17 protein-coding genes and 1 pseudogene are annotated in these 24,772 nt (G+C 38.6%); 10 read left to right on the top strand and 8 right to left on the bottom strand.

What is annotated here, in order from left to right; all coding sequences use genetic code 11:
- Window positions 1-539: 539 nt before the first annotated feature.
- The 4 genes and pseudogenes from dnaB to LDL57_RS13335 all read left to right on the top strand — a co-directional run bounded on the left by dnaB (window position 540) and on the right by LDL57_RS13335 (window position 5,831).
- Window positions 540-1,949: a replicative DNA helicase gene (dnaB, locus tag LDL57_RS13350; protein WP_180559492.1), complete on the top strand. Its 1,410-nt coding sequence runs from the start codon at window positions 540-542 to the stop codon at window positions 1,947-1,949.
- Window positions 1,950-1,980: 31 nt separating this feature from the next.
- Window positions 1,981-3,066 (top strand): alanine racemase, encoded by a 1,086-nt coding sequence (alr, locus tag LDL57_RS13345; RefSeq protein WP_180559493.1) that lies wholly within the window; start codon window positions 1,981-1,983, stop codon window positions 3,064-3,066.
- A gap of 57 nt (window positions 3,067-3,123) precedes the next feature.
- Window positions 3,124-4,319: pseudogene (locus tag LDL57_RS13340) on the top strand (amino acid aminotransferase).
- A gap of 288 nt (window positions 4,320-4,607) precedes the next feature.
- The gene (locus LDL57_RS13335; RefSeq protein ID WP_225505936.1) at window positions 4,608-5,831 is read left to right on the top strand and encodes a filamentous hemagglutinin N-terminal domain-containing protein; all 1,224 of its coding nucleotides are present in this window, start codon (window positions 4,608-4,610) and stop codon (window positions 5,829-5,831) included.
- Between the two features lie 521 nt (window positions 5,832-6,352).
- Here LDL57_RS13335 and LDL57_RS13330 read toward each other — a convergent pair.
- From LDL57_RS13330 to uvrA, 6 genes are all read right to left on the bottom strand, one after another.
- The gene (locus tag LDL57_RS13330; protein WP_225505934.1) at window positions 6,353-7,363 is read right to left on the bottom strand and encodes a calcium-binding protein; all 1,011 of its coding nucleotides are present in this window, start codon (window positions 7,361-7,363) and stop codon (window positions 6,353-6,355) included.
- Between the two features lie 276 nt (window positions 7,364-7,639).
- Window positions 7,640-7,999 carry a hypothetical protein gene (locus LDL57_RS13325; protein ID WP_180559496.1) on the bottom strand — a complete coding sequence of 120 codons (360 nt, stop codon included), beginning with the start codon at window positions 7,997-7,999 and terminating at the stop codon, window positions 7,640-7,642.
- Between the two features lie 60 nt (window positions 8,000-8,059).
- Complete coding sequence (locus LDL57_RS13320) at window positions 8,060-8,443, bottom strand: hypothetical protein (RefSeq protein ID WP_180559497.1); 384 nt, start codon at window positions 8,441-8,443, stop codon at window positions 8,060-8,062.
- Between the two features lie 308 nt (window positions 8,444-8,751).
- Complete coding sequence (locus LDL57_RS13315; RefSeq protein WP_225505925.1) at window positions 8,752-9,411, bottom strand: hypothetical protein; 660 nt, start codon at window positions 9,409-9,411, stop codon at window positions 8,752-8,754.
- Between the two features lie 630 nt (window positions 9,412-10,041).
- Window positions 10,042-10,527, bottom strand: coding sequence for a phenolic acid decarboxylase (locus tag LDL57_RS13310; RefSeq protein WP_180559499.1), 486 nt, complete (start codon window positions 10,525-10,527; stop codon window positions 10,042-10,044).
- A 508-nt stretch (window positions 10,528-11,035) separates the two neighbouring features.
- Window positions 11,036-13,870, bottom strand: coding sequence for an excinuclease ABC subunit UvrA (uvrA, locus tag LDL57_RS13305; RefSeq protein ID WP_180559500.1), 2,835 nt, complete (start codon window positions 13,868-13,870; stop codon window positions 11,036-11,038).
- 278 nt (window positions 13,871-14,148) lie between these two features.
- Between uvrA and LDL57_RS13300 the strand changes: the two genes are divergently transcribed.
- From LDL57_RS13300 to LDL57_RS13290, 3 genes are all read left to right on the top strand, one after another.
- A complete protein-coding gene (locus LDL57_RS13300) occupies window positions 14,149-14,694 on the top strand; it encodes a single-stranded DNA-binding protein (RefSeq protein WP_180559501.1) in 546 nt (181 codons plus the stop codon).
- A gap of 802 nt (window positions 14,695-15,496) precedes the next feature.
- Window positions 15,497-16,663, top strand: a complete 1,167-nt coding sequence (locus LDL57_RS13295) for a reverse transcriptase family protein (RefSeq protein WP_225505923.1) — start codon at window positions 15,497-15,499, stop codon at window positions 16,661-16,663.
- Entirely contained in the window at window positions 16,656-16,889 is a 234-nt protein-coding gene (locus tag LDL57_RS13290; protein ID WP_202881804.1) for a retron Se72 family effector protein, read from the top strand. The genes LDL57_RS13295 and LDL57_RS13290 overlap by 8 nt, the downstream gene beginning before the upstream one ends.
- A gap of 595 nt (window positions 16,890-17,484) precedes the next feature.
- Here the strand turns inward: LDL57_RS13290 and LDL57_RS13285 are convergent.
- Window positions 17,485-18,081, bottom strand: a complete 597-nt coding sequence (locus LDL57_RS13285; RefSeq protein ID WP_180559504.1) for a TetR/AcrR family transcriptional regulator — start codon at window positions 18,079-18,081, stop codon at window positions 17,485-17,487.
- A gap of 154 nt (window positions 18,082-18,235) precedes the next feature.
- On the opposite strand from LDL57_RS13285, the gene LDL57_RS13280 reads away from it, so the two are divergent.
- Window positions 18,236-19,237 (top strand): agmatine deiminase family protein, encoded by a 1,002-nt coding sequence (locus LDL57_RS13280; RefSeq protein WP_180559505.1) that lies wholly within the window; start codon window positions 18,236-18,238, stop codon window positions 19,235-19,237.
- A gap of 38 nt (window positions 19,238-19,275) precedes the next feature.
- Here the strand turns inward: LDL57_RS13280 and LDL57_RS13275 are convergent, their stop codons facing one another.
- On the bottom strand, window positions 19,276-20,964 hold the full coding sequence (locus LDL57_RS13275; protein WP_225505921.1) for an ArnT family glycosyltransferase: 1,689 nt from the start codon (window positions 20,962-20,964) through the stop codon (window positions 19,276-19,278).
- 557 nt (window positions 20,965-21,521) lie between these two features.
- On the opposite strand from LDL57_RS13275, the gene LDL57_RS13270 reads away from it, so the two are divergent.
- Window positions 21,522-22,868: an NCS2 family permease gene (locus LDL57_RS13270; RefSeq protein WP_180559507.1), complete on the top strand. Its 1,347-nt coding sequence runs from the start codon at window positions 21,522-21,524 to the stop codon at window positions 22,866-22,868.
- Between the two features lie 244 nt (window positions 22,869-23,112).
- Entirely contained in the window at window positions 23,113-24,762 is a 1,650-nt protein-coding gene (locus tag LDL57_RS13265) for a Na+/H+ antiporter (RefSeq protein ID WP_180559508.1), read from the top strand.
- The last annotated feature ends 10 nt before the right edge of the window (window positions 24,763-24,772 follow it).

Here is a 24,772-nt window from a genome sequence, read left to right as displayed (position 1 = left end):
TTTCCATCAATTGTACAGTGAGATTAATTAATTGCAGAAAATCAGCTAATTCAACATTGTTACCCTATTGTTCCAGAAGGGTGTTAAATTTTTGCTTAGCATAATGACAAATAGTTTGAAATTCATTACTAGAAAAGCGATCTTTGCTATCAACATGATTAATAAATGTATTGTTCTCTGGATAGCTGTTCATAATAATTAAACTCTGTTTAATTAAAAAAATTTACTTATTAAAAAATCAATAAACAATATAATTGTTCGCGAATATACGATCTGAAAATACAGTTGATTAATGGTGACGTTTAACTAGTGAATCATTAGCAATGATTGCAATATTTTTCAGAAAGTTCAGATTTATTGCCAATATTTTGCTATGTTTGATTGAGGAACATTGCAACATTTTCAGATTTTCTGTAAAAGATAACAGGGAACAATTCTTAAGGTTCAATCTCACATTAAATGATCAAATTGTCACGAAATAGCAGTAAATAGCATATACTGATGAGCGACTCTATTGATTAATGGGTAAAGAAAGTGCTATGGCGAAGAAGTATTCCGCAGAAACCGTATTTATTGGTCAGAAAGATCGTCAAATAGAGGGGCTAAAAATGCCACCTCACTCCTTAGAAGCTGAGCAATCTGTACTTGGTGGATTAATGTTAGATAACGAGCGTTGGGATCATGTCTCGGAACGCGTAACTAACGCAGATTTTTTTAGTCGACCGCACCGCACCATTTTTGCTGAGATGCAACGTCTGCTTGAGCAGAGTAGACCAATTGATCTAATTACTTTATCTGAATCATTAGAGCAGCAAGGGGAATTGGATAGTGTCGGAGGCTTTGCCTATCTAGCGGAATTAGCTAAAAATACCCCAAGTGCTGCCAATATTAACGCTTATGCTGATATTGTGCGCGAACGTGCTGTCGTCCGTGATATGATTGCGGTGGCAAATGAGATCGCTGATGCCGGTTATGATCCTCAAGGTCGAACTAGTGAAGAGTTACTGGATTTAGCTGAATCACGTGTTTTCCAAATTGCAGAAACCCGAGCCAATAAAGATGACGGTCCGAAAGGGATTGAAGAGATCTTATCGGAAACCGTGGAAAAAATTGAACAACTCTATAAAAAGCCTCATGATGGTGTGACAGGTGTATCTACTGGCTACCAGGATCTAGATAGAAAAACCGCAGGATTACAAAACTCTGATCTAATTATTGTGGCAGCTCGCCCTTCAATGGGTAAAACTACTTTTGCGATGAATTTATGTGAACATGCAGCAATGACGGAACAAAAACCGGTCTTGATTTTTAGTTTGGAAATGCCGGCTAATCAAATCATGATGCGTATGTTAGCTTCCCTGTCGCGCGTTGATCAGACGCGTATCCGTACTGGCCAACTTGATGACGAAGATTGGGCTCGTATCTCCAGTACCATGGGACTGTTGATGGAAAAGCGCAATATGTACATTGATGACTCTGCCGGATTAACACCGACGGAGGTCCGTTCACGTGCTCGCCGTGTTTACCGTGAACATGGTGGTTTAAGTTTAATTATGATCGATTATCTCCAACTTATGCGTGTTCCTTCCTTGTCCGATAATCGCACACTTGAGATTGCCGAAATCTCCCGTTCGCTTAAGTCATTGGCAAAAGAGTTACAAGTGCCGGTGATTGCATTATCACAACTTAACCGTAGCCTGGAACAACGAGCGGATAAAAAACCGGTCAATTCAGATTTACGGGAATCCGGCTCCATTGAACAGGATGCGGATTTAATTATGTTTATTTATCGAGATGAGGTTTATAACGATAATTCAGATCTTAAAGGGGTATCAGAAATTATTATCGGTAAGCAGCGTAATGGCCCAATTGGAACAGTACGTCTGACTTTCAATGGACAATGGTCTCGTTTTGATAACTATGCCGGGCCAATCTACCACGACGAATAGTCAATCTATTTAATTTAATACGGAGAGTAAAATGAAAGCGGCAACCGCTGTCATTGACCGCCGCGCTCTGCGTCACAATTTACAACGAGTTCGGGAAATTGCGGTTCATAGCCGCATAATAGCTGTCGTTAAAGCTAATGCTTATGGGCATGGTTTATTAGAAACAGCGCACACAGTTAAAGATCTGGCTGATAGTTTTGGGGTTGCTCGTATTAGCGAAGCAATAGCATTACGTGAAAATGGGATCAACAATCCCATCTTATTATTAGAAGGTTTTTTTGATCTGGCTGAATTACCTATTATCACTAGGCATGCAATTGACGTTGTTGTACAAAGTATTGAACAACTTGAAACGTTAGAACAGATTAAATTAGAAAAACCGATAAAAGTTTGGATGAAACTTGATACTGGTATGCACCGTTTGGGGTTTAGACCTGAAGAGGCAGCAATATCTTATGCGCGCTTGATGGCATGCCAAAATATCCAAAAGCCTATCAATATTATGAGCCATTTTAGCCGTGCGGATGAGCCAGGGCTCCCGGCTGCTACCAATCAGCAATTGGCTTGTTTTAATGCTTTTATAAAAGATAAACCGGGTGAAAAATCGATCGCGGCATCCGCCGGTATTTTATTATGGCAGGCATCATATTTTGATTGGGTGCGCCCTGGCATTATGATGTATGGTGCTTCACCACAAGAAGGTAAACAAGGCAAAGATTTTGGTCTCCTACCAGCGATGACACTCAAATCTAATTTAATTGCTATTCGTCAACATAAAGCCGGAGAGCCGGTTGGTTATGGTGGAGTTTGGGTTAGTGAGCAGGATACCAATCTGGGTGTAGTTGCTATTGGTTATGGCGATGGTTATCCCCGCAATGCCCCATCTGGTACACCAATACTAATAAATGGGCGCAAAGTGTCGATTGTTGGTAGAGTCTCTATGGATATGATCTCAGTAGATTTAGGATTTGAAAGTAAAGATAAGGTCGGCGATGAAGCGATCATATGGGGAGAACTATTGCCTGTTGAAGAAGTGGCAGCATATACTGGGGTCAGTGATTATGAATTACTAACAAAGCTAACCTCGCGGGTAGCAATGGAATACCTGGACGAATAAATTTGTCGTAGGTTATTTAATAAAAAATGGCTGTGCTGATAGTAGGGAGAATTTTAAGTGTTTCAGAATGTTGATGCCTTTGCGGGTGATCCTATCCTATCATTGATGGATGAATTTAATAAGGATCCCCGTGAAAATAAAATTAACCTTAGCATTGGCCTTTATTATGACGGCAAAGGGTATACTCCTCAACTTGGAACTGTTGGTAAAGCAAAAACAGAGCTTAACCAATTACCCGCTATAGCCTCCCTCTATTTGCCGATGGAAGGATTACATAACTATCGGTTAGCGGTTCAAAAGCTGCTTTTTGGTGCGGATAACCCACTAATAAAAGAGCAACGTATTGCAACAGTACAGACTATTGGAGGATCAGGAGCCTTAAAACTAGGAGCCGATTTTTTACATCGTTATTTTCCTGCTTCAGAGGTTTGGTGTAGTGATCCGACATGGGAAAATCATGCTTCTATCTTTATGGGATCAGGCATTAACGTCCATTATTACCCCTATTTTGATGTCGAGACCAAAGGGGTAAAATTTGCAGAAATGCTGGCAACATTCAAACAACTGCCAGCAAAAGTATTATCTTTATGCATCCATGTTGTCATAATCCGACCGGCTCGGATTTAACAGCGCAGCAATGGGATCAAATAACCGAAGTGGCAAAAGCGCGTCATCTTATTCCTTTTCTTGATATGGCTTATCAGGGATTTGCTAAAAGTATGGATGAGGACGTTTATGCTATTCGCACAATGGCTCAGGCTGGCTTACCGGTATTTGTCAGTAATTCATTTTCCAAGATTTTTGGTTTATACGGTGATCGGGTTGGCGGTCTATCTATTATTTGCCAAAATCAACAACAGTGTGAACGGGTATTTGGCCAACTAAAGGCGGGTGTACGTCGTCTCTATTCGAGCCCGCCGTCAAATGGCGCTAAAATTGTCGAACATGTGCTAACCAATGATTCATTACGCACTGAATGGTTAAGTGAGGTAGAATCGATGCGCCAGCGCATCTTTGCTATGCGTACAATGCTAGTTAGCAATTTGAAAAATGTGTTACCTGAGAAAAACTTTGATCACCTACTAAAGCAGCATGGTATGTTTAGTTACACCGGCTTTAGCCCAGAACAGGTTGCGCGTTTACGTGAGGAGTTCGCGATATATTTGGTTAGCACAGGGCGTATTTGTATGGCGGGTGTTAATCAACATAATGTTCAAAGGATTGCTCAGGCTTTTGCCGCAGTAAGTCGTTAACTAAATTTAATTACCATCAATGATTCTATTAAAGCCAGTGATTATCTAAACACTGGCTTTTATTTATTAAACATAAAATTATAGAAATCATATTTAATTCTAGGAATAAAAACAAAATACCATTAATTAAATTTAACATATTGAATTATAGTTAAAAATAATGATCATTATTAGAATAACTAATTAAATTGTTGATTATTATATATTGCCTATTAAATTTTTGTTTTCTATTTTGAGACGTTAATTTTCACCCTCATATTTATGCAAAAATAGAATATAGGTAATGCAATGAAAAATAAAATTATTCGTTATAGCACCAAAATAGTTTATCTTATTGCCAGTTATCCTCTGTTGCCGGTTTTCAGTTCCACTATCCAAGCGATAAATGACCAAACTCAGCTATCGGTTAAAAATCAAATTCCTATCATCAATATAGCTGCGCCAAATCAGGCGGGTATTTCTCATAATCACTATCAGCAATTCAATATACCGCCGCAAGGTGCGGTCTTGAACAATGCCATCCGATCCACTCATAGTGAACTAGTTGGTCAACTGGCTAAAAATGAACAGCTGGTTGAGCGGGCAGCAAGCTTGATCATTAATGAAGTAACCGGCTCATCTTCTTCACAGCTTAAGGGCAAATTGGAAATTGCAGGTAGGAAAGCGGATGTGATCATCGCTAATCCTAATGGCATCAGCTGTGATGGCTGTCATTTCAGCAATATTGGTGGATTAACCTTAACAACGGGCCAGCCGGCACTGAATCAACGAGGCGAATTTGCCCATCTTAGGGTGAAAAAAGGTGATATTAGGATCCTTAATAAAGGACTCTATAGTGGTAGTCAAGATTATGCAGAGATGATCAGCCGTACTGTTACTATCAATGCCAGTATTCTCGGCAAAACTATTAGCTTATTGCCAGGCAGTAATGCGATTGATTATCACACTGGAAAGATTTCCCAAATAACTAGCCCGAGCCTAAAACCACAATTTGCTGTTAGTATTACAGGATCGGGTGGGATCTATGCCAATCGAGTTAAAATAATTGCCACCGAGCCAAAATGTGAAGTTAAGCTGGATAATATTAAAACTAGTGAAAGAGATTTATTTGTTTCTGCTAAAGGCAAACTGACGCTAGGCCATATTACCACTAAACGTCATTTAACTGCCAAAGCGCCAGCCGTTATAATCCCTGCAACTAGTGAAATTTTATCTCAGCAAAATCTATTAATTGAAAGCAATAGCCTAATTAATCAAGGTAAAATAACCGCTCAACAAAATATGCATCTATTTAGTAATATCATCAGCAATCAGGGTGAAAGCGCTAAAATTGAAGCCTATAACAATCTTTGGCTGCAGAAAAATGCCAGAGGTGAGCCAAGTGAAAGGATTGAAAGTAATGCGGCGGCTATCTCAACGCAAACCGGTAATCTGATCCTAGAAGCCAAACAAGTGATTAACTACAGCAATAACGAAACCATCACGGCACAATTAATAACACCGGATAAGTAACAAGGTTAAAGCATATATTGTCAGAACAAATGGCGCTGGCATGAGTACTTGTGTCAGCAAAAATCTAAAACCTAATTCTGAGATCAAATGAAAATAGACTGGTTTGCTGAAATCGCTCCAGTGCTAAGGCAATTTGTTTAATCGGAAAAAGTGGCTTACAAATTAGCTTCCCGGCTAGTCGTTAGTCGAATTTTTGCCGGTAATAATTTCTATATTAAATGCGCAAAGTGCATAAACAATTTCTGCCTTGCGGCTAGATACAGTCCAGCTTACCCTAAAAGGTAAGGAAGTCTTTGATAGTTTGGGTGCCAGAAGTGTTGCTAGGATTTCGAACCTAGGGATTAAAAGTAACAGACCGCCATATCAAGCTAATTAAGGCGCTTGGTGATAAGAGAGTGTGCTTTGAGCAAGAAGATTGGTAGCCAATTAATATATCGTAACAAGATGCAGTGCTGAGTAAAGCAACCCGCTCAATCAGTAATAAGTTGGTGGGCTGCTGGCTAAAATTAGTTTTTTGCAGGTTAAATGATAATATCCTTTGCCGGATCAACGGTGCCGATGATGTCGATTTGAAACTCTGCTTGTCCGTCGCCATCATGATCAAGCATTAATTTGGTTAAATTTTCTGTTTTATTATAATTAATTATCATTTCATTTTTTTGCTTGGAAAACTTATTTACCAACTTAATCATAACATCACAATTATTAATTTTCTTTAAAGAAGAGATATCTATTTTATCGCTACCAGTTTCAAAATCAGTTATTTTATCTGGTGATGCGGATAGAGAATCATTAAAGGATAGATACTTAAAAGTATCATTTCCTTTATTTCCTTCTGATTGTTTATCACTAAAATAGCCTGTTAGTGTATCCCGTCCTAAGCCACCTGATATTATATCATTGCCTGCATCACCCGATATTTTATCGTCTCCAGAACCGCCTAATAGGGTATCATTACCTAAACCACCCGATAGTATATCGTTTCCAGAGTCTCCTGACATGATATCATTTCCAGCATCACCATACATTGTATCATCGCCAGAACCGCCTAATATTCTATCATTTCCAGAGTCACCTCTTAGTGTATCATCACCGGAGCCACCTGATAGCATATCGTCGCCAGAACCACCTGATATGCTATCGTTTCCTGATCCGCCTGATATTTGATCGTTTCCTGCATCACCAAATATTTCATCATCTCCGGCATCTCCTAATATGATATCATTTCCAGCATTACCTGCTAGTTTATCATCTCCTTCATCACCTAATATGGTATCATCTCCGGCATTACCTGATAGGTTATCATCTCCTGTATCACCTAATATGGTATCGTTGCCCGCATTACCTGATAGGTTATCGTCTCCTGCATCACCTAATATGGTATCGTCTCCGGCATTACCTGATATGGTATCATCTCCGGCATTACCAGATATTATATCATTGCCTGCATCACCTGAAATGGCATCATTTCCTTGATTACCTATTAATATGTCATCATTATTAGTACCGTTTATTTCCTTAGTCAAAGCCATTTAGTGCTTCCTCTTTTTTTACAATTATTTAACATTAATGCCATTGCACTCAATGGCATTAAAACTCATATTTAATATAATTAAATGAATTAACTGTAGTTTAAGATTAGGAGTCTAGTAGCAAGAGCCGTTCTATTTTATGATTTTTTTCACACTTTATTAACAACCAAGGGTTATGACTTTGTCGTTACGCGCGAAATTTTTCTGTGCTGTTGTCAGTTTAATTTTTCTTGATGCGGTTAGGGGGTTGGATCTGTACAGACATTATTTAGCTATTTAAACAGATCCGTCCTCATCGGTCCAAGAACCTCGATTTACATCCAAATTTTGTAGCTCAATCATTGTTGAATATTGACTATTTTCGTTAATGCTATTTAGTTGTTTTGTTATCAATTCAGAAATATGTTCTTCTATCGCAGCGAAAGGCACATCGACTCCCTTTAGCTCTGAAATACTGGCATTGATCACTTTTATAGATTGAGAAATTGAGTGATTAATATTGGCTGCTTTTGCTAGTTTAAAGCGAGATTGATAGCCGTCATGAATCGCTTTCTGCAGTTTATCTCGTTTAATTTTTCCAACCACCGAACCGATAGCAAGTACAACCCCGATGGTAGCTCCTCCAGATGCTGCCATAGAAGCGATTTCGAAGGAGGCAGGTAATCCAACTAACTCAACAAGCGCTGCTGCGCCGATTTATCCTGTAGAGACTAAGTAACTTGTTGCACCGACAGTTATAGACTCTGATACAATGTTCGCGGTAATAATTGGGGCGATCATTGCTGGTATTTCAAAATTTAATGTGTTAAAGGAGAATTTCTCAAATTTAATCTTTTCATCATTTATTTCTTTTTCATACATTCCCTTAAGATAATTATTCAACTCGACTACATTGTCTTGGATTTCCTTAATCGATAGCGCATTTTTGCTGGCATAGGTTTGACAATCTACCGCTATTTCATGCGCTCGGGCTTCCCTAACTGGATTGTCTGGGAAATAGGTATCGCCGGTAAATAACCCGGGAAGATATTTTGTGTAGACACTGGTAAAGCCATCGGCAAAATCACTCCAAAAGCTCATTTTCACCTCATTCAATTAATTAGTTTTAATTTAAAAACGCCAATGATTGCCATTATGTTGGTAATAGCGGTTTAAGCTTTAGCAAAATTACATTGCAATCATCTTTGGTTTTCGCTAGCGCAATAAGCGTCACAAGCAACTGAGCATTGGTTTCAGGCGATAAAATTGCGTGACTAGATTTGTTATTCAATAAGATCTATTAAATACTGGTTAAGTAACCATTAATCCTCATCGGTCCAAGAACCTCTGGATTTGTCAAGAGCAGCCAGAGTCGTGTTGGTTAAAGAATCGATGTTATTCAGTTCAACTTAGTTTCGTTTTATCGAATTGTCAATGATTTTGTCTATCTGCTCTTTCGATACATCAGGCCCTAAGGCGTCTAAGACGACTGAAACTGACGTGGTGACAACATTCAGTTTACTGATAACAATTTCATTCGTCAGTTCAGCTTTTTTTAATTTGAACCTGGGATCAACCGACTCTTTAATTTTGTCTTGCAAATTTTTCCGTTGTACCGCCCCTGTGACTGAATCAATAATGCCTTGAACTAGAACAGCCGCTGCGATCCCACCGAATACAGTGCCCACTCTAAACCACTTTGGTAGACCTACTAATTTAATAAAGGCAGCTTCACCAATACGCCCTTGTTGCAGAAGATATGATTTAGCGGCTAGAGACAAGGCTTTGTTAGCGATGCCATAGGTAAGCATCGGTGTAATGACGTCAGCAACACTAATTAAAATTTTATGTGTTTTTGACTCTGCGACAAAATCGATATCATGAAATTTTACTGGTGTTCCAACAACCTTGTATGCTTTGCGTATCGCTTCATTTGCGTTATTTATTGCTATTTCGTATTTGGTATGTTGTTGTGAAATATTACCGACTGCCGTGGAATTGTCGGCGACAAGTTCTGTCAGTCTTACCGCTCTTTTTTCATTATTGGGATAAAAAAGATTATCAAACATAATTGATAGCTCTCGTAAATTTTATTTATGTTAAAATATTTATTGGGTTAATTAACCCAGAATATTGATTTTTATATAATTTTTTAGAAAGTAAACGCTAACAAACACGATTATTTTATTTGCTAAACCGGTTCTATTGCCGCCCAAAAACAGTTGTAATTTAAGTCACTAATCAAAGTATTTTACATTTACCCTTTACTGATAAAGAGCTGGGTATATTAAGCATGTAAATTACTCTTAAATGACTATTTGCAACTTTTTTCACCATTTTCGCGATCTGTGTAAGGAGGAAGGCGGCATAAGAAGCAAAAGCCAACATTTTCTTCCTTAATAATTAGTGAGCTAATAGTATAGAACGGATTGATAAAAAAATAACAAATTATTAACAATTTTATGGCATGGGCACTATGAGCAAAAAAGTCGGCACGTTATTTGTGCATTGCTGGTTTAATATAAGCCATTAATTGATTTAGCGGTTTTCTTTATCAAATTCTTCATCACCATCCGTGGTATCAAATGTTTGCGATAGCTTTTGGTTAACAAAATAGTTTTTATATTGATGAACTTAACTATCCACATTTTATTCTGTCATATCAGTCGGTAGATGGCCTATCGAAGCTTTTACTAGCGTTATTTTGCTTGTTCATTAGTGGCACAGGAAATTACGCCGTCATTATTTAAATCACAACTATGCACAGCAGTAATGGTGGCAAATTCATCCATGATTTCGATCGGGTAGGTAGGCCCAGCTTCACGATAGGCTTCCATTTCATTTAGATGGTCATTCTGAAAACAGGCGGTTTTTTCTGGTTCCTCGATGACCCAGCGCGGAAAGAATGCGGTACAGTGCAACAATTGGATCCGAAGATTTAAAATTACACTAATACTTGTTCCGGTTGGTTCTGTCCAGGATGCTTTATATATGTTCAGTCCGATCTGTACAATATAGGCAGATTGATCTTTTACACATCGGTTACTGGCGGAACCACTACAGACCCGATAATCCACGGTGTTGTCGTTTTTTATGTAAATTTCATGCTGCCAGCCGTTTTCATAAGTATATACGAGGTGTTTGCCAACCAAATTAGTTAAGTCATGCTTGTCAAAATTGTTCATTTTTCACTCTCTTTTTGTGGGTGTTAACTATCGTATTTATTAATTTTTTAACCAGATAACGCAATCACTCAATAATGTAATTTTTGTCTTAACAGAATCTAATAGCGGGTTAATTAAATATAGAGTAATACTGTAATGATAAACTGTTTGCTAAAATAGAGTTGAAAAGCGCTATTTATCTTTGACACTTGAAACTCGGATAAAAAGCAAGATAAATAAAAATGATAAACTTAACATTATCTTTGCTGATAAACGCGTTCACATTGTTAATTTTGTGTTAATAATAGAATGGATGGAAATTTTTGCGTTTATGCAATCAATCAAAATCGATACTCAAACAGATTAAGAGCGTGAAAAGGGGCTGGCAGGTACTAGCACTACAAAGCGTTTCTTATTATAGCAAATATTCCGTTCTGATTGTCATTGGTAACAATAATGTTGAGCAATAGTGCTCCCAGCAGCAGAGCCGGGCGATTGTTCAGTTTTCTATAGCGGAAATAATGGCTTATTAATAACCACGTTTTAGGATCGGTTTTAAAAACTGACCGGTATGTGATTGCTTACATTTTACAATCTGCTCAGGTGTACCGGCGAATAAGATCTCACCACCACCACTACCGCCTTCTGGACCCAAATCAACAATCCAGTCGGCTGTTTTTATCACGTCTAAATTGTGTTCAATGATCACGATTGTATTGCCCTGATCACGGAGTTGATGTAATACATGCAACAGTTGTTGAATATCAGCAAAATGTAAACCGGTGGTCGGTTCATCCAAAATATAGAGCGTTTGGCCGGTACCGCGTTTGGAAAGTTCGCGAGATAACTTAACCCGTTGTGCTTCACCTCCGGATAAAGTGGTTGCCGATTGGCCTAAACGAATATAAGAAAGTCCCACGTCGATTAATGTTTGCAATTTTCGCGCTAGCGAGGGGACAGCGGAAAAATATTCACGCGCTTCCTCAATAGTCATTTCTAACACTTCGTGAATATTTTTGCCTTTATATTTGATCTCTAACGTTTCACGATTATAGCGTTTGCCCTTGCAATGATCACAGGGAACATAGACATCGGGCAGAAAATGCATTTCAACTTTGATCACTCCATCCCCCTGACAAGCTTCACAGCGTCCACCTTTGACATTAAAACTGAACCGTCCAGGGGTATAACCTCGCGCCCGAGACTCAGGTACACCAGCAAATAATTCCCGTACCGGCGTAAATACTCCGGTATAGGTAGCTGGATTAGAGCGGGGGGTTCGGCCGATCGGACTTTGGTCAATATCAATCACTTTATCGAAGAATTGTAATCCTTCAATATCGGTATAAGGCGCCGGGGTTGCATTGGTAGCTTTATTTAATTGCCGCTGGGCAATAGGAAACAAGGTATCATTGATCAAGGTTGATTTACCTGAGCCGGAAACGCCAGTAATACAGGTAAATAAGCCAACAGGTAGTTCCAGTGTGACATTTTTTAGATTATTACCTTGGGCACCAATCAACTTTAAGATTTTTTCTGCATCGAGTGGTACTCGTTTGAGTGGGATGGCAATTTTGCGCTCACCACTAAGATACTTACCGGTTAATGAATCTGGATTGCTAATAATATCGTCCAGGCTGCCTTGAGCAACGATGCATCCTCCATGTATACCTGCTCCCGGGCCGATATCGATAATATGATCGGCGGCGCGGATCGCATCTTCATCATGCTCGACCACAATAACCGTATTGCCTAAATTTCGTAAATGCAGCAAGGTCTGTAACAGCCGATCATTATCTCGTTGATGTAAACCAATCGAAGGTTCGTCCAATACATACATGACACCAACTAAACCGGCACCAATTTGACTTGCTAGCCGTATGCGTTGCGCTTCGCCACCGGATAAGGTCTCAGCTGAGCGAGAGAGGGTCAGGTAATTTAATCCTACATTGACCAAGAATTTTAATCGATCGTTAATTTCTTTCAGAATCTTTTCCGCAATTTGTGCACGTTGCCCACTGAGCTGCAAAGTTTGGAAAAATGCCATTGCATGGCCGATACTAAAATCTGAAATTTCTGGTAGGGTGGTATTTTCAATAAACACATAACGGGCTTCTTGCCGTAAACGGGTGCCATGACAGGCTATACATGGCCGATTATTGATATATTTTGCCAGTTCCTCGCGCACGGCCATTGATTCGGTTTCTTTATAACGGCGCTCCATATTATGGATCACCCCTTCAAAGGGATGGCACCTTACCGTAACATCGCCGCGATCGTTTTGATATTTAAATTCAATTGCTTCTTTGCCGGAGCCATATAAGATCACTTGCTTGATCGCCGGATCTAACGAACTAAACGTGGCTTCGACATCAAATTTATAGTGTTTAGCTAACGATTGTAGCATCTGGAAATAATAAAAATTACGTCGATCCCAACCGCGTATTGCCCCGCCAGCTAAAGAAATTTCCTCGTTTTGGATCACGCGTTCCGGGTCGAAAAATTGTTGTACACCGAGTCCATCACAAGAGCTACAAGCTCCTGCTGGATTATTAAAGGAAAACAGGCGCGGCTCTAATTCACTCATGCTATAACCGCAGATTGGGCAGGCAAAATTAGCGGAGAAAACGAGTTCAGTTGCCTTACTGTCATCCATATCAGCGATAACCGCAGTACCGCCTGATAACTCAAGCGTAGTTTCAAACGACTCAGCCAGCCGTTGCGCTAGCGCGGCACGAACTTTAAAACGGTCAACGACCGCTTCTATAGTATGCTTTTTATGCAGTTCTAATTTAGGCGGATCGGAGAGATCGCAAACTTCGCCATCAATGCGGGCACGAATATAACCCTGTGCGGCCAGATTATCCAATAGCTTAATATGTTCACCTTTACGCTCTTTAACTACCGGTGCCAGCAACATTAACCGCTTGCCTTCCGGCAGCGCCAGGACGTTATCAACCATCTGGCTAACTGTTTGCGCTGCTAACGGCGTATCGTGATCAGGACAGCGAGGTTCACCAACCCGGGCAAACAACAACCGCAAATAATCGTGGATTTCGGTGATCGTACCTACCGTTGAGCGTGGGTTGTGTGAGGTGGATTTTTGCTCAATCGAAATGGCCGGTGATAGTCCTTCAATATGATCAACATCCGGTTTTTCCATTAAGGATAAAAACTGCCGGGCATAGGCAGACAGTGATTCAACATAGCGGCGCTGGCCTTCTGCATACAGGGTATCAAATGCCAGGGAAGATTTTCCTGAGCCTGATAACCCAGTAATAACAATCAATTTATCGCGAGGAATAATTAAATTGATATTTTTTAAATTATGGGTGCGCGCACCTCTGACTTCAATGTTATCCATATACCACATCCCGGATGAGAACACATTCAAACAGTAAATAAAACGTTTTATTATTACACAATTTTGGCTGAATGAATATACAGTACAGTATAGGCGTTCATATTCTGCAATTTAATCGTCAAACTTAAAAAAATTTAGCAATATTGCAGTATAATTTTCTAAGGCGTTTCGCAAACCTTAATCGCAACGGTTTGGTTTCCATATTCAATAGCGTGTTCGCATGTTAAACTAGCGACACTTCAATTTAGGCAAAAATATTAATACATCAGGAGTATCGAATGGCCAGCAGAGGCGTTAACAAAGTCATACTTATCGGCAACTTGGGACAAGATCCTGAAATTCGTTATATGCCAAATGGTGGTGCGGTTGCGAATCTTACGCTGGCCACCTCTGAAAGTTGGCGTGATAAGCAAAGTGGCGAAATGCGGGAAAAAACAGAATGGCACCGTGTTGTGATCTTTGGCAAGCTGGCGGAAGTGGCAGGTGAATATTTACGTAAAGGTTCACAAGTTTATATTGAAGGCTCACTACAAACCCGTAAATGGCAAGATCAAAATGGCCAGGATCGCTACTCTACCGAAGTGGTGGTGAATATTGGTGGAACCATGCAAATGTTAGGGGCGCGTGGTGGCTCACAAGAGGGTATGTCACAAAATAATCCAGCCAGTGGCTGGGGACAACCACAACAACCGCAACAGCCACAAGCAAGCCAGCAGTTTAGTGGTAACGCGCCAGCATCAGCGCCAGCTGCCCATTCCGGTAAAACCGCTCCCGCGACACCGGCTGAACCACCAATGGATTTTGATGATGATATTCCGTTTTGAGAGATGCTAACCACTTGATTTGGTTTAAGTTTTATTTTAAATATATATATATTAATAATAGGTTAGATAAAAAGTTTACAGGAGTATTAGGATTTCTGTAAATTTTTTTATCCTTGTTTTGTTGTTATGGTTTATTTTGAATTATTGTGACATTGATTCGAGTGTTTCAATTGTATTTTGTAAAGATTTTGCGCACACCTAATTTATTGATGTGATCGATGTATATTTTTTAAAATCCATTTATTTATTATGGATATAAGTGATTGACTATGCATGAATGCCGTTTTAGCATGTATGCGTAGGTGTTATTCGCCTATTTGTGGTTCTAGTGTTTTATATTTGTTGATTTACACAGAAAATCGATGCTCTCTAACATGAGCGATCCGAAAGGATCATGACCGGACTCCTGGGGTTCTATGGGAATTTTTCTCGAACTCAGCTGAAGGCAGATATAGATAGGTCTAATAAGCGACAGTTGTCTGGCGATAAGTTAGGAGTCAGCTCAGTGGTCAATTAAATTATTTCTGTGGCTCTTTTGGTTGGTCTGGCGAATTTTAAACCAACAATAAGGAGATTTATGTTTATGCGTAAGCTAACACTCAAATATAAACGCATTACAAAGAACACTGAATCGATATTCGAAGCCGAGTACGAGACAAAAACACAAGTTGACCAGAGCTCACGGAAAATAGGACTGGTATCAGACTATATTCCTGTGATCGTTACTGTAGTGGTTATCTTCTTTAAGCAGATGTTTAACCACTTCTAACGATTGACTCCTTTCTTTTTGTATTGGTGGTTTATGGATAAGCCTTATTACCCTTTTAATGCTATTGCTTCTATTGAAGCTCTTGCCAGAACATTAGGTATACACCCTAAATTACTGTGTTCTATTGCCGATAAGGTAGAATCATCTTATTCTACTTATGATTTAGCTAATAAAAATAGAACAGTATTTGAACCTAAGTATGAACTTAAAAAAATACAGAAACGAATTAACTCAAGAATTTTCGAAAAAGTTGAATATCCTTTATATTTACAAGGTGGAATAAAATCCGAAGTTAAACGGGATTATGTTGAGAACGCTAAGATACACTCTCATGCGGAAACATTAATTAGCCTCGATATTAAAAAATTTTATACAAATATAAAAGCTGATAAAGTATTTTCTGTATTTAAATATTTTTTTAAATTTCCAGACGATGTTTCTACTATTTTAACAACATTAACAACTTATAGGGGACGTGTTCCACAAGGTGGATGTACTTCTAGCTATCTCGCAAATTTAGTATTTTTTAATTCAGAATACAGCCTTGTTTCAGCCTTTAGGGGTAAGGATGTTAAATATTCAAGATTGCTTGATGACGTGACCCTTTCTTCTGAAAAAAATTTAGATAGTATTAAGTGTACTAATTTAATTAAAAATGTTGTGGCAATGTTTAGATCCTACGAATTGAGATTAAATACAAAAAAAACAAAAATTGAATATAGAGGAAAGGCAAATAAAGGTTTTGAAGTTACTGGATTATGGGTTGAGCATAAAAAACCGAAAGTAAGGAGAAAAGAGCAGCGTTATATTAGGCAGTTAGTATATAATTGTGAGCTGCAGTATAATGACAGGAAAACTAATTCAGAATATCATGAGCTTTGGAATAAAACTTCAGGGAAGGTGGCTAAATTGGTGAGGTTAGATCACTCTCAAGCCAAAAATTTAAGAGAACGGCTTAGATTAGTATTGCCCCAATACGATAATAATACAGCTTATAAATTGAAAAAATTAACAAATAAATCACTGCAAGTACCCAAAGAGCACCATCAAAAAATTGGTCGAATAAGAGATTATAATAGACTGATATTTAAGTTGGGTATTTTAAAGCGCTCTCACCCCGCTTTAGCAAAAGTACTAATTAAAAAAATGAAATCTCATTATTTAAATGTACCGACCAATAAGGAGTATTGGCTTGAGTGATGAAACGGTTGCTCGTGAGTTTGGAGTTATACATACTTACGATCCTTTTAAAGGTTTTGGCTTCATCAGAAGGACTAAAGGTAAAGATGTATTTTTCTTTTATGATCAATTGCCAAAAGGGGGAACAGAACTTTCGGAAGGAGATCTCGTCAGTTTCGGTGTTGAAAAAAAACCAAAAGGTCCTAGAGCTATTAATATACAAAAAGTGGGACATATTGCTTCTTGAAAAGTCTTCTTCATAACTTGAATTATATTGTTAGCTATTAATATCGAACTTCTTTACTACTGTGTTTTTAGTTTAGTTCACATTCCATCTGTATAGATTGCTGCTAATATGTCTTATTCTTCCTCTAAAGCTTAGGTTGAATCTCTTTCTACTTAAGTAGACTACTATTAGTATTTTTTATATCGCTTTTCATACTCAATAAAAGACAGCTAATTATTGAAACCGCTCTGATGCTTAACATTGCAGAACATCTCAACATATTCGTAGATATCCATATCAATTTGTTTACATGAGGAGTAAATCATTCGCTTTGTTTTCCTAATTTCAATAATTGGAAATAGCAATTGTTTCTTCGGCTCATGTTTCATGCTAGTACATATTGCTTCAAGATTTATTCTAATCATGGTTGGTATAATGACTTTCTTGACCAAAATATAGAGCATACTTTCTATCAGAGAACTTTTTATATCGTCATCAAAATCTATTGTCACTTTTAATCAATAAATTAAATTGAAAAGTCAATTTATTACCCACATCAAAGTTATCGCATGCTAATACCTTAGTTTTATTTGCTTGCCAATTATCCTATTAACTCCTACTTAATTGGTATCAATATCTTCTTGATCATATAGATAAATGACTCTAAACGATTGGCCAAATCAAACTCTGGCTCCATAAGATCACGTCCGATTGCGCCGTCAGCGATGGTCATTAACCAGGAAGCAGTATTTTCAATCGATAATTTTGGATCAATTTCGCCATTACTGACGCCATGCTTTAGGACATCAACCAGTTGTTGTCTGACAATTTTTTCATTTTCAATAAAAGTGCTGTTAATTACCGGGTTTCTACTGGCTTCGGCAATAATTTCCAGACTTAAGCGAGCATAGGTTGGCTCATTATAAAGTTGTAATAGCCTGGTCATCATAGTAATAACAGTTTCAATGGCCGAACTATTGGCCTGTTCTATCTGTAGTAGCGTGGCAAAATCGGCCTGATCTTGTAAAGCAATGGCTTCAATAATGGAATTTTTAGTTGGATAGTAATGGAATAAATTTCCGGGACTCATGCCAGCGGCTTTACATATTTCCGCCGTTGAAGTGGCATGAAACCCTTTTTCAACAAAACAGTGAATGGCGGCGGTAATGATCTGTTTTTTCTTAGCGCGTTGTTTTTCCGTTTGGTCAGCCATATTGATCTCCAAAACAGTAGACAATAATTTTTAGACCGATTACTCTATCTACTTTTAAGCCAGAAATAAAGGGCTTTTCGCTGATTAATCTTAAACAACAGTGAATTTTAGCTATTTGCTTGCTTGTTAAATTATTTTAGTAGGATAGGTGAAAATGTATTACTTTCCGCACGAATCGCAGGCACATACTTGCACCTGGATGTCATTTGGTATGTCTGCAACCATTTGGCCAAAACACTTAATTGCCAGCCTACAGCAGAATTTAGCCGATATTGCCTTAGCAATTGCTGAATTTGAACCGGTTAATTTATTGGTTACGCCTGAAAATTATCCCGTTGCATGGAATTTACTCGGCAGTTCGGTGAACTATATTGAAGCACCACTTAATGATATCTGGATCAGGGATAGCGGCGCTAATTTTGTGCTGGATAAAAGTTTAGGGCAACTGGTGGCTATCGATTTTAATTTTAATGGTTGGGGCAACAAACAGCGGCATAATTTTGACCGTCATGTAGCCAAAATTATGGCGGACTACACAAAAAGCCAACTAATTAAAGCAAATATTAACATTGAAGGTGGCAGTATTGAAGTTAATGGTTCGGGATTAGGGATATTTACCGAAAGCTCGATCTTAAATAGTGCTCGTAATCCTAATTGCACACGCCAGCAAATAGAAGATCAGTTAAAAATCTATTTAGGATTGAAGGATATTATCTGGTTAAAAGGTATTAAAGGTTATAATATTACCGATGGCCATATCGATTTTTATGCCCGTTTTATTAATGAAAACAGTATTATTATTAACTTGGAAAATGATACTTATTCTTTTGATTATCGTGTTACCAAAGAGAATCAAGACAGCTTAATAGCGATGAATAAAATTAAAGATATAACTATATTAAATACGCCGCAAAATGTCAGAGTTAACCGTCAGCACTATCCTGAATTTGCTGCCAGTTATGTTAATTATTATCTCTGTCAACAGGCAGTGATAATGCCAGAATTTGGTGATCAAAAGGCAGATAAAGCCGCTGTAGAAATATTAACGGACTGTTTTCCCAACCGTAAAATTGTCACTGTTAATATTGATACTATCGCTATTGGCGGGGGTGGTATTCATTGTGTAACTCAACAACAACCGAAAACCGCTATGTGATCCATAGCGGTTCTCCATCATAACCATTACTGGCGTAGTTAATGTTCGATCTTCTTATACAGCACCAAATTCTCTTTTGTTTCATCGGGACGGTGACCGATCCAGAATATTTCCATGCCTGGAGGCGGTTCTCTAACCTCTTTGGAAAGATCGAGTAACCAACGGCAATTAGGCGGTGTTTCGTAGTGATATTGTGATTGATGTAATATTCCGGTGTAGTAATAAAGCATTGGCGCTTCTGATTCACCTACTTCATGGGAGACCATACAGTCGGTAGGAAGAAATTCGCTGGCAATATGCTGTTTTAGATCTGCAAACACATTCTGATAACCTTTAGCATAATCTATCCAGCCAATAAAGAGTGAGAAGATTAATCCCCAGATAACTGTTAATCCCAGACACCATATTTGGGCGGCTTTTAAAGCCAATTGGTCGGCCAGGAAACGTTTTTTAACCAACCAGATTAAGGTGATCGCTAAGGCAAATAAAAAGGCTAACCAAGAAAAATGAGGCTGATAACCACTAGGCAACCATTGACGAAAGATTGCTAGTAATTGGTGGTGTTCAGTGGAGAAAGATAACCCATAGCCAATCCATATCAACGCAATGATTAGGGAAAACAAAATTAGACTAAAGTAATAACCAATTTTATATATTAGTGAGGGTAAACGACAAAAACAGTGGGTTGCCAATAATGCCATCGGGGCAATAAAAGGTAATAGATATAACGCACGGCCAGAGGCTGAAATTTGTAATAAGATAACGCCTAATAATACAAAGCAGGTGGGTAAAAAAAACCTATTATCCGTTAGATTTTTTATTGGTTGTTTCAAGATAAAAATAAAAGCTAAGATACCTGATGGTAAGGCGAAAAGAAGTATTGCTTCAGGAATACGGAAGGCTTTGGCTTTTGCGCCTAAATGTTCAACTGAAAAACCCAAAAAACGACCAATATTATTATCCCAAAACCAAACTTTAAACAGCTCAGGGCTATCACGAAAAAGTAAAATTGGCCAGGGTAAAATTAAACTTAAAGATAGCAGACCAGCAATAATTGCCAGGCAGTAATAGCGTTTATTACGACAACTTTTTAAACAAATTGGGGCCAGAATTAAACAGATCCAAATTAAGCCGGGGATAAAAACTCCCTTTGATAACATAGTAATGATGGTACCGACTGTTAACCAAAAGGTGGAAAAGAGATTTTTTCCCTGTTTAATGAGGCCTAATAAGCCATATAATCCAATAATAGTGCCAGCGATCAATGCGGTATCGGTAAACATATCGTGGCTATGACGTAATATACCCGGCGCCGATGCGAATAGGGCTAGTGCTATCCAGATGCGATGATCAGAGAAGCTGTCAGCAGAGAAAAAACGGCGGGCTAAAAAAATAAAAAAGGATAGACTTACAGCAGAAAAAAATAGCGAGGCAGTTCTGGCTGCGTCATGCATCGGTAACCAAGAGGAAAAAAGATGAACAGCAATGGTTGCAACCCAATAATAGAGCGGGGGTTTTTCCATGAAAGGTTGGCCGGCGTTAGTTGGTATCAGCCAATTACCTGTTTCATACATAGTTTGTATGATACCAAAACTATAATTTTCATCTTGTTTCCACGGGTTATGTCCAAAGATACCTGGTAGCAGGTAAATCAACAGAAACAGTAAGAAACCGAATAGCGTTTTTATATCTGTTTTAGATAAAGAGTCATTATTTATTATTGCCATGAAATAAAATTAGTTAATTAAAATAAATATCGTTGTCATCAAACTCTGCCATGACTTATGTTTATAGCATACTCAAACGGTTTACATAATATAATAATCATCGATAAATCATATTAGCATAAATGTTAATAACATTGTTGATTTAAAAGTACCAGCGCTTACTCTGGTAGGAAATAAAAATAAACATTTTACATTTAATTAATATTTGAAAGAAATTATAAGACGAACCTAGTCAGTTTATTGGTAAATTTATTTGCCTGGCAAAATAATATCATTATTTTATCCAGTAATAGGGCGCTACTTTTAGGCGCCATATCGTAAAAAAATAAATAAAAAATTGCTTTGTTTTTCATAAAAATAAAATAGCGATAATTGTTTTTATAGTGAAAAATACTTGATTATTTCCTTAGGATCACCAGATAATTGCGCCTTTAAAAATTTCTTTTTTCTTTTTATGATGCCAAACGATTGCGTATAATTGAAATGGTTTATTTTTTGACGCAATCGTTTTCTTCTATAGTTGAAAGTTACCATCAATTTCTAAACAGAGGATCAACATGTCTGTTAGACAAACGCCTTCGAGTTGCAAACTAAATCATTTTTTTAAAATACAGCAACGAGGCTCGACAATTCGTCGCGAGATTATTGCAGGTCTCACCACATTTTTAGCCATGGTCTACTCGGTTATTGTGGTACCAGGTATGCTAGGCCAGGCTGGTTTTCCACCCACGGCGATTTTTATTGCCACCTGCCTGGTAGCAGGATTTGGTTCATTATTGATGGGATTATGGGCTAATTTACCGATGGCCATCGGTTGTGCTATTTCATTAACTGCATTTACCGCCTTTAGTCTGGTACTTAGTCAGCAGGTGAGCATTCCTGTCGCTTTAGGCGCTGTTTTTTTGATGGGATGCTTATTTACTTTTATTTCCATTACGGGTGTACGTAGTTTTATTCTACACAGTATGCCAAAGGGGATTGCTCAAGGTACAGGAATTGGTATCGGGCTGTTTTTGCTATTGATAGCCGCCAATGGTATTGGGTTGGTGGTAAAAAATGAGCAGGCCGGTTTGCCAGTTGCGCTTGGACAATTTACCTCTTTTCCTGTCCTCATGTCGTTGATTGGCTTGGCCGTTATTTTTGGTTTGGAAAAAAGAAAAACGCCGGGTGGGGTATTAATGGTGATCATTGCGATTTCTATTATTGGCTTGATTTTTGATCCGCAAGTGAAATACCAAGGTTTCTTTAAATTGCCAACCCTGGGTGAAGACGGTTTATCGTTGTTGTTTAGTATGGATATTGTTGGTGCGTTACAGCCATTCGTTTTACCGAGTTTATTTGCCTTAGTTATGACCGCTATCTTTGATGCCACAGGGACGATCCGTGCCGTAGCCGGTCAAGCTGATCTATTGGACAAAAATGGTCAAATTATTGATGGAGGTAAGGCGTTAACCGCCGATTCAGTGAGTAGTATTTTTGCTGGTGTCATTGGCGCTTCACCCGCAGCAGTTTATATTGAATCGGCAGCGGGCACCGCTGCGGGTGGCAAAACCGGATTAACTGCAGTAGTGGTTGGCTTGCTATTTTTGTTAATTTTATTTTTATCGCCCTTATCTTATTTAGTGCCGTCATATGCGACAGCTCCAGCATTGATGTACGTCGGTTTGTTAATGTTGAGTAATGTTGCCCAACTGGATTTTAATGACTTTATTGATGCTATTGCCGGTTTACTTTGTGCAGTATTCATTGTCTTAACCTGTAATATTGTCACTGGTATCATGATTGGCTTTGCTGGCTTAGTGATTGGCCGTTTCTGCGCCGGAGAGTGGCGTAAATTAAATATGGGTACCGTTCTAATCGCAATAATCTTAGTCGCTTTTTACATGAGTGGTTTAGCTATTTAAGTTTATAGACGTTGATGTTAATTACTCAGTGAAATGGAACATAAAGTTCACTGATACGATTAATCTTAAAGTCAAAAATATTGCCAATGATAGTTTGTTGTTAAGGATAGAATATGGCGAAATATAGTCGTTTTGCGGTTGGCTAGCTCTTTTTTTGATAGCATAGTCTTATTTTCTATTAATATCTGTTAAGCATAATAATACTTTGCTCGGCTTATAACTCAGACTTATCAGTAAGGATAATATGAAAATATTTTTTACCATCCTGATTTTAATTTTGGTGGTTTCAGTATCAGGTGTCATTACAAAAGTTATTCCGTTTCGTATACCGCTGCCGATTATGCAAATTGCGATAGGAGCATTGTTAGCTTGGCCGCATTTTGGTTTGCATGTTGATTTTGACCCAGAGCTTTTTCTCGTTCTATTGATCCCGCCGTTATTATTTGTTGATGGTTGGAAAACCCCAACGCGTGAATTTTTCCAAAATGGACGTGAAATTTTTATCTTAGTGTTAGGCTTAGTTTTAGTAACAGTAGTAGGAATAGGTTATGTGATCTATTGGCTATTACCAAGTATTCCGCTTATTGCGGCTTTTGCTTTGGCAGCCGTTCTTTCACCAACTGATGCAGTGGCACTCTCCTCGATTGTTGGTAGAGATCGAATACCGAAGCGGATGATGAGTGTATTAGAGGGTGAAGCTCTGATGAATGATGCTTCCGGCTTGGTGGCACTAAAATTTGCTGTCGCCATTGCTATGGGAACCATGATTTTTACTGTGTCTGGTGTCACCCTTGAGTTTTTTAAAGTCGCAGTCGGTGGTTTGTTGATTGGTATTGCGGTCACTTGGATCTATAGCAAATCACTGCGCATTATGAGTCGCTGGAGTGGTGATGATCCGGCAACCCAAATGATCTTAATGTTACTATTACCTTTTGCCGCATATCTTATTGCTGAGCATATTGGTTTTTCCGGTATTTTATCCGCCGTCGCTTCCGGTATGACAATCAGTAAAGCCGGTGTTATTCGCAATGCACCACTAGCGATGCGGTTGAGATCGGATAATGTCTGGTCGATGCTGGAGTTTGTTTTTAATGGCTTAGTTTTTATCATGCTTGGCTTACAGTTACCAGGTATATGGGAAACTTCTGTTATTCAAGCTGAGCTTGATCCTAGTGTTGAAACTTGGATGCTATTTGTCGCTGTTTTGATTATTTATACTGCTTTATTATTGTTAAGGTTTAGTTGGTTATGGTTGATGAAGCGTTTTAGCCGGCTGCTATTAAAAAAACGGCCGTTACAATTTGCGTCTTACACCTATCGTGAATTGTGGTTAGCTTCCTTTGCTGGAGTACGTGGCGCGATCACCTTGGCTGGTGTCCTTTCCATACCGTTATTCCTTACCGATGGTACGCCTTTTCCGGCTCGCTATCAGTTAGTTTTTATTGCGACAGGGGTGATCATGCTATCGATTTTTATTGGCGTGCTTGCTTTGCCGCTTTTATTGCATAATTTTAAAGTGGGTGACAAACTGGCAGATATTAATGAGATGCGAATGGCAAAAGCGGCGATGGCAGAAGTGGCTATTGTGAGCTTAAATAAAATGGAAGAGCGCCTTTCGGCCGATGCACAAGAAGCGTTAGATCCTGAAGTTATAAGTGAAGTTGCTTCCCGTGTGACAGGTTATCTTCGCCGTAGAACTGCGGGTCAGGATGAGATGGAACATAATTTGCTGATAGAAGATTTAGAGCGTCGTTTTCGTTTAACGGCGTTACGCGCCGAGCGGGCAGAGCTATATCACTTACGTGCAACGAAAGAGATCAGCAATGAAACCATGCGAACGCTATTATTAGATCTTGATTTGATGGAAGCTTTATTGATTGATAAAGAACATTAATCTACTAAGA

It is taken from the genome of Arsenophonus apicola (genome assembly GCF_020268605.1).
Lineage (GTDB): Bacteria > Pseudomonadota > Gammaproteobacteria > Enterobacterales > Enterobacteriaceae > Arsenophonus > Arsenophonus apicola.
Note: the sequence above shows the minus strand (reverse complement) of the source record. Positions and strands in the feature narration are given on the sequence as shown.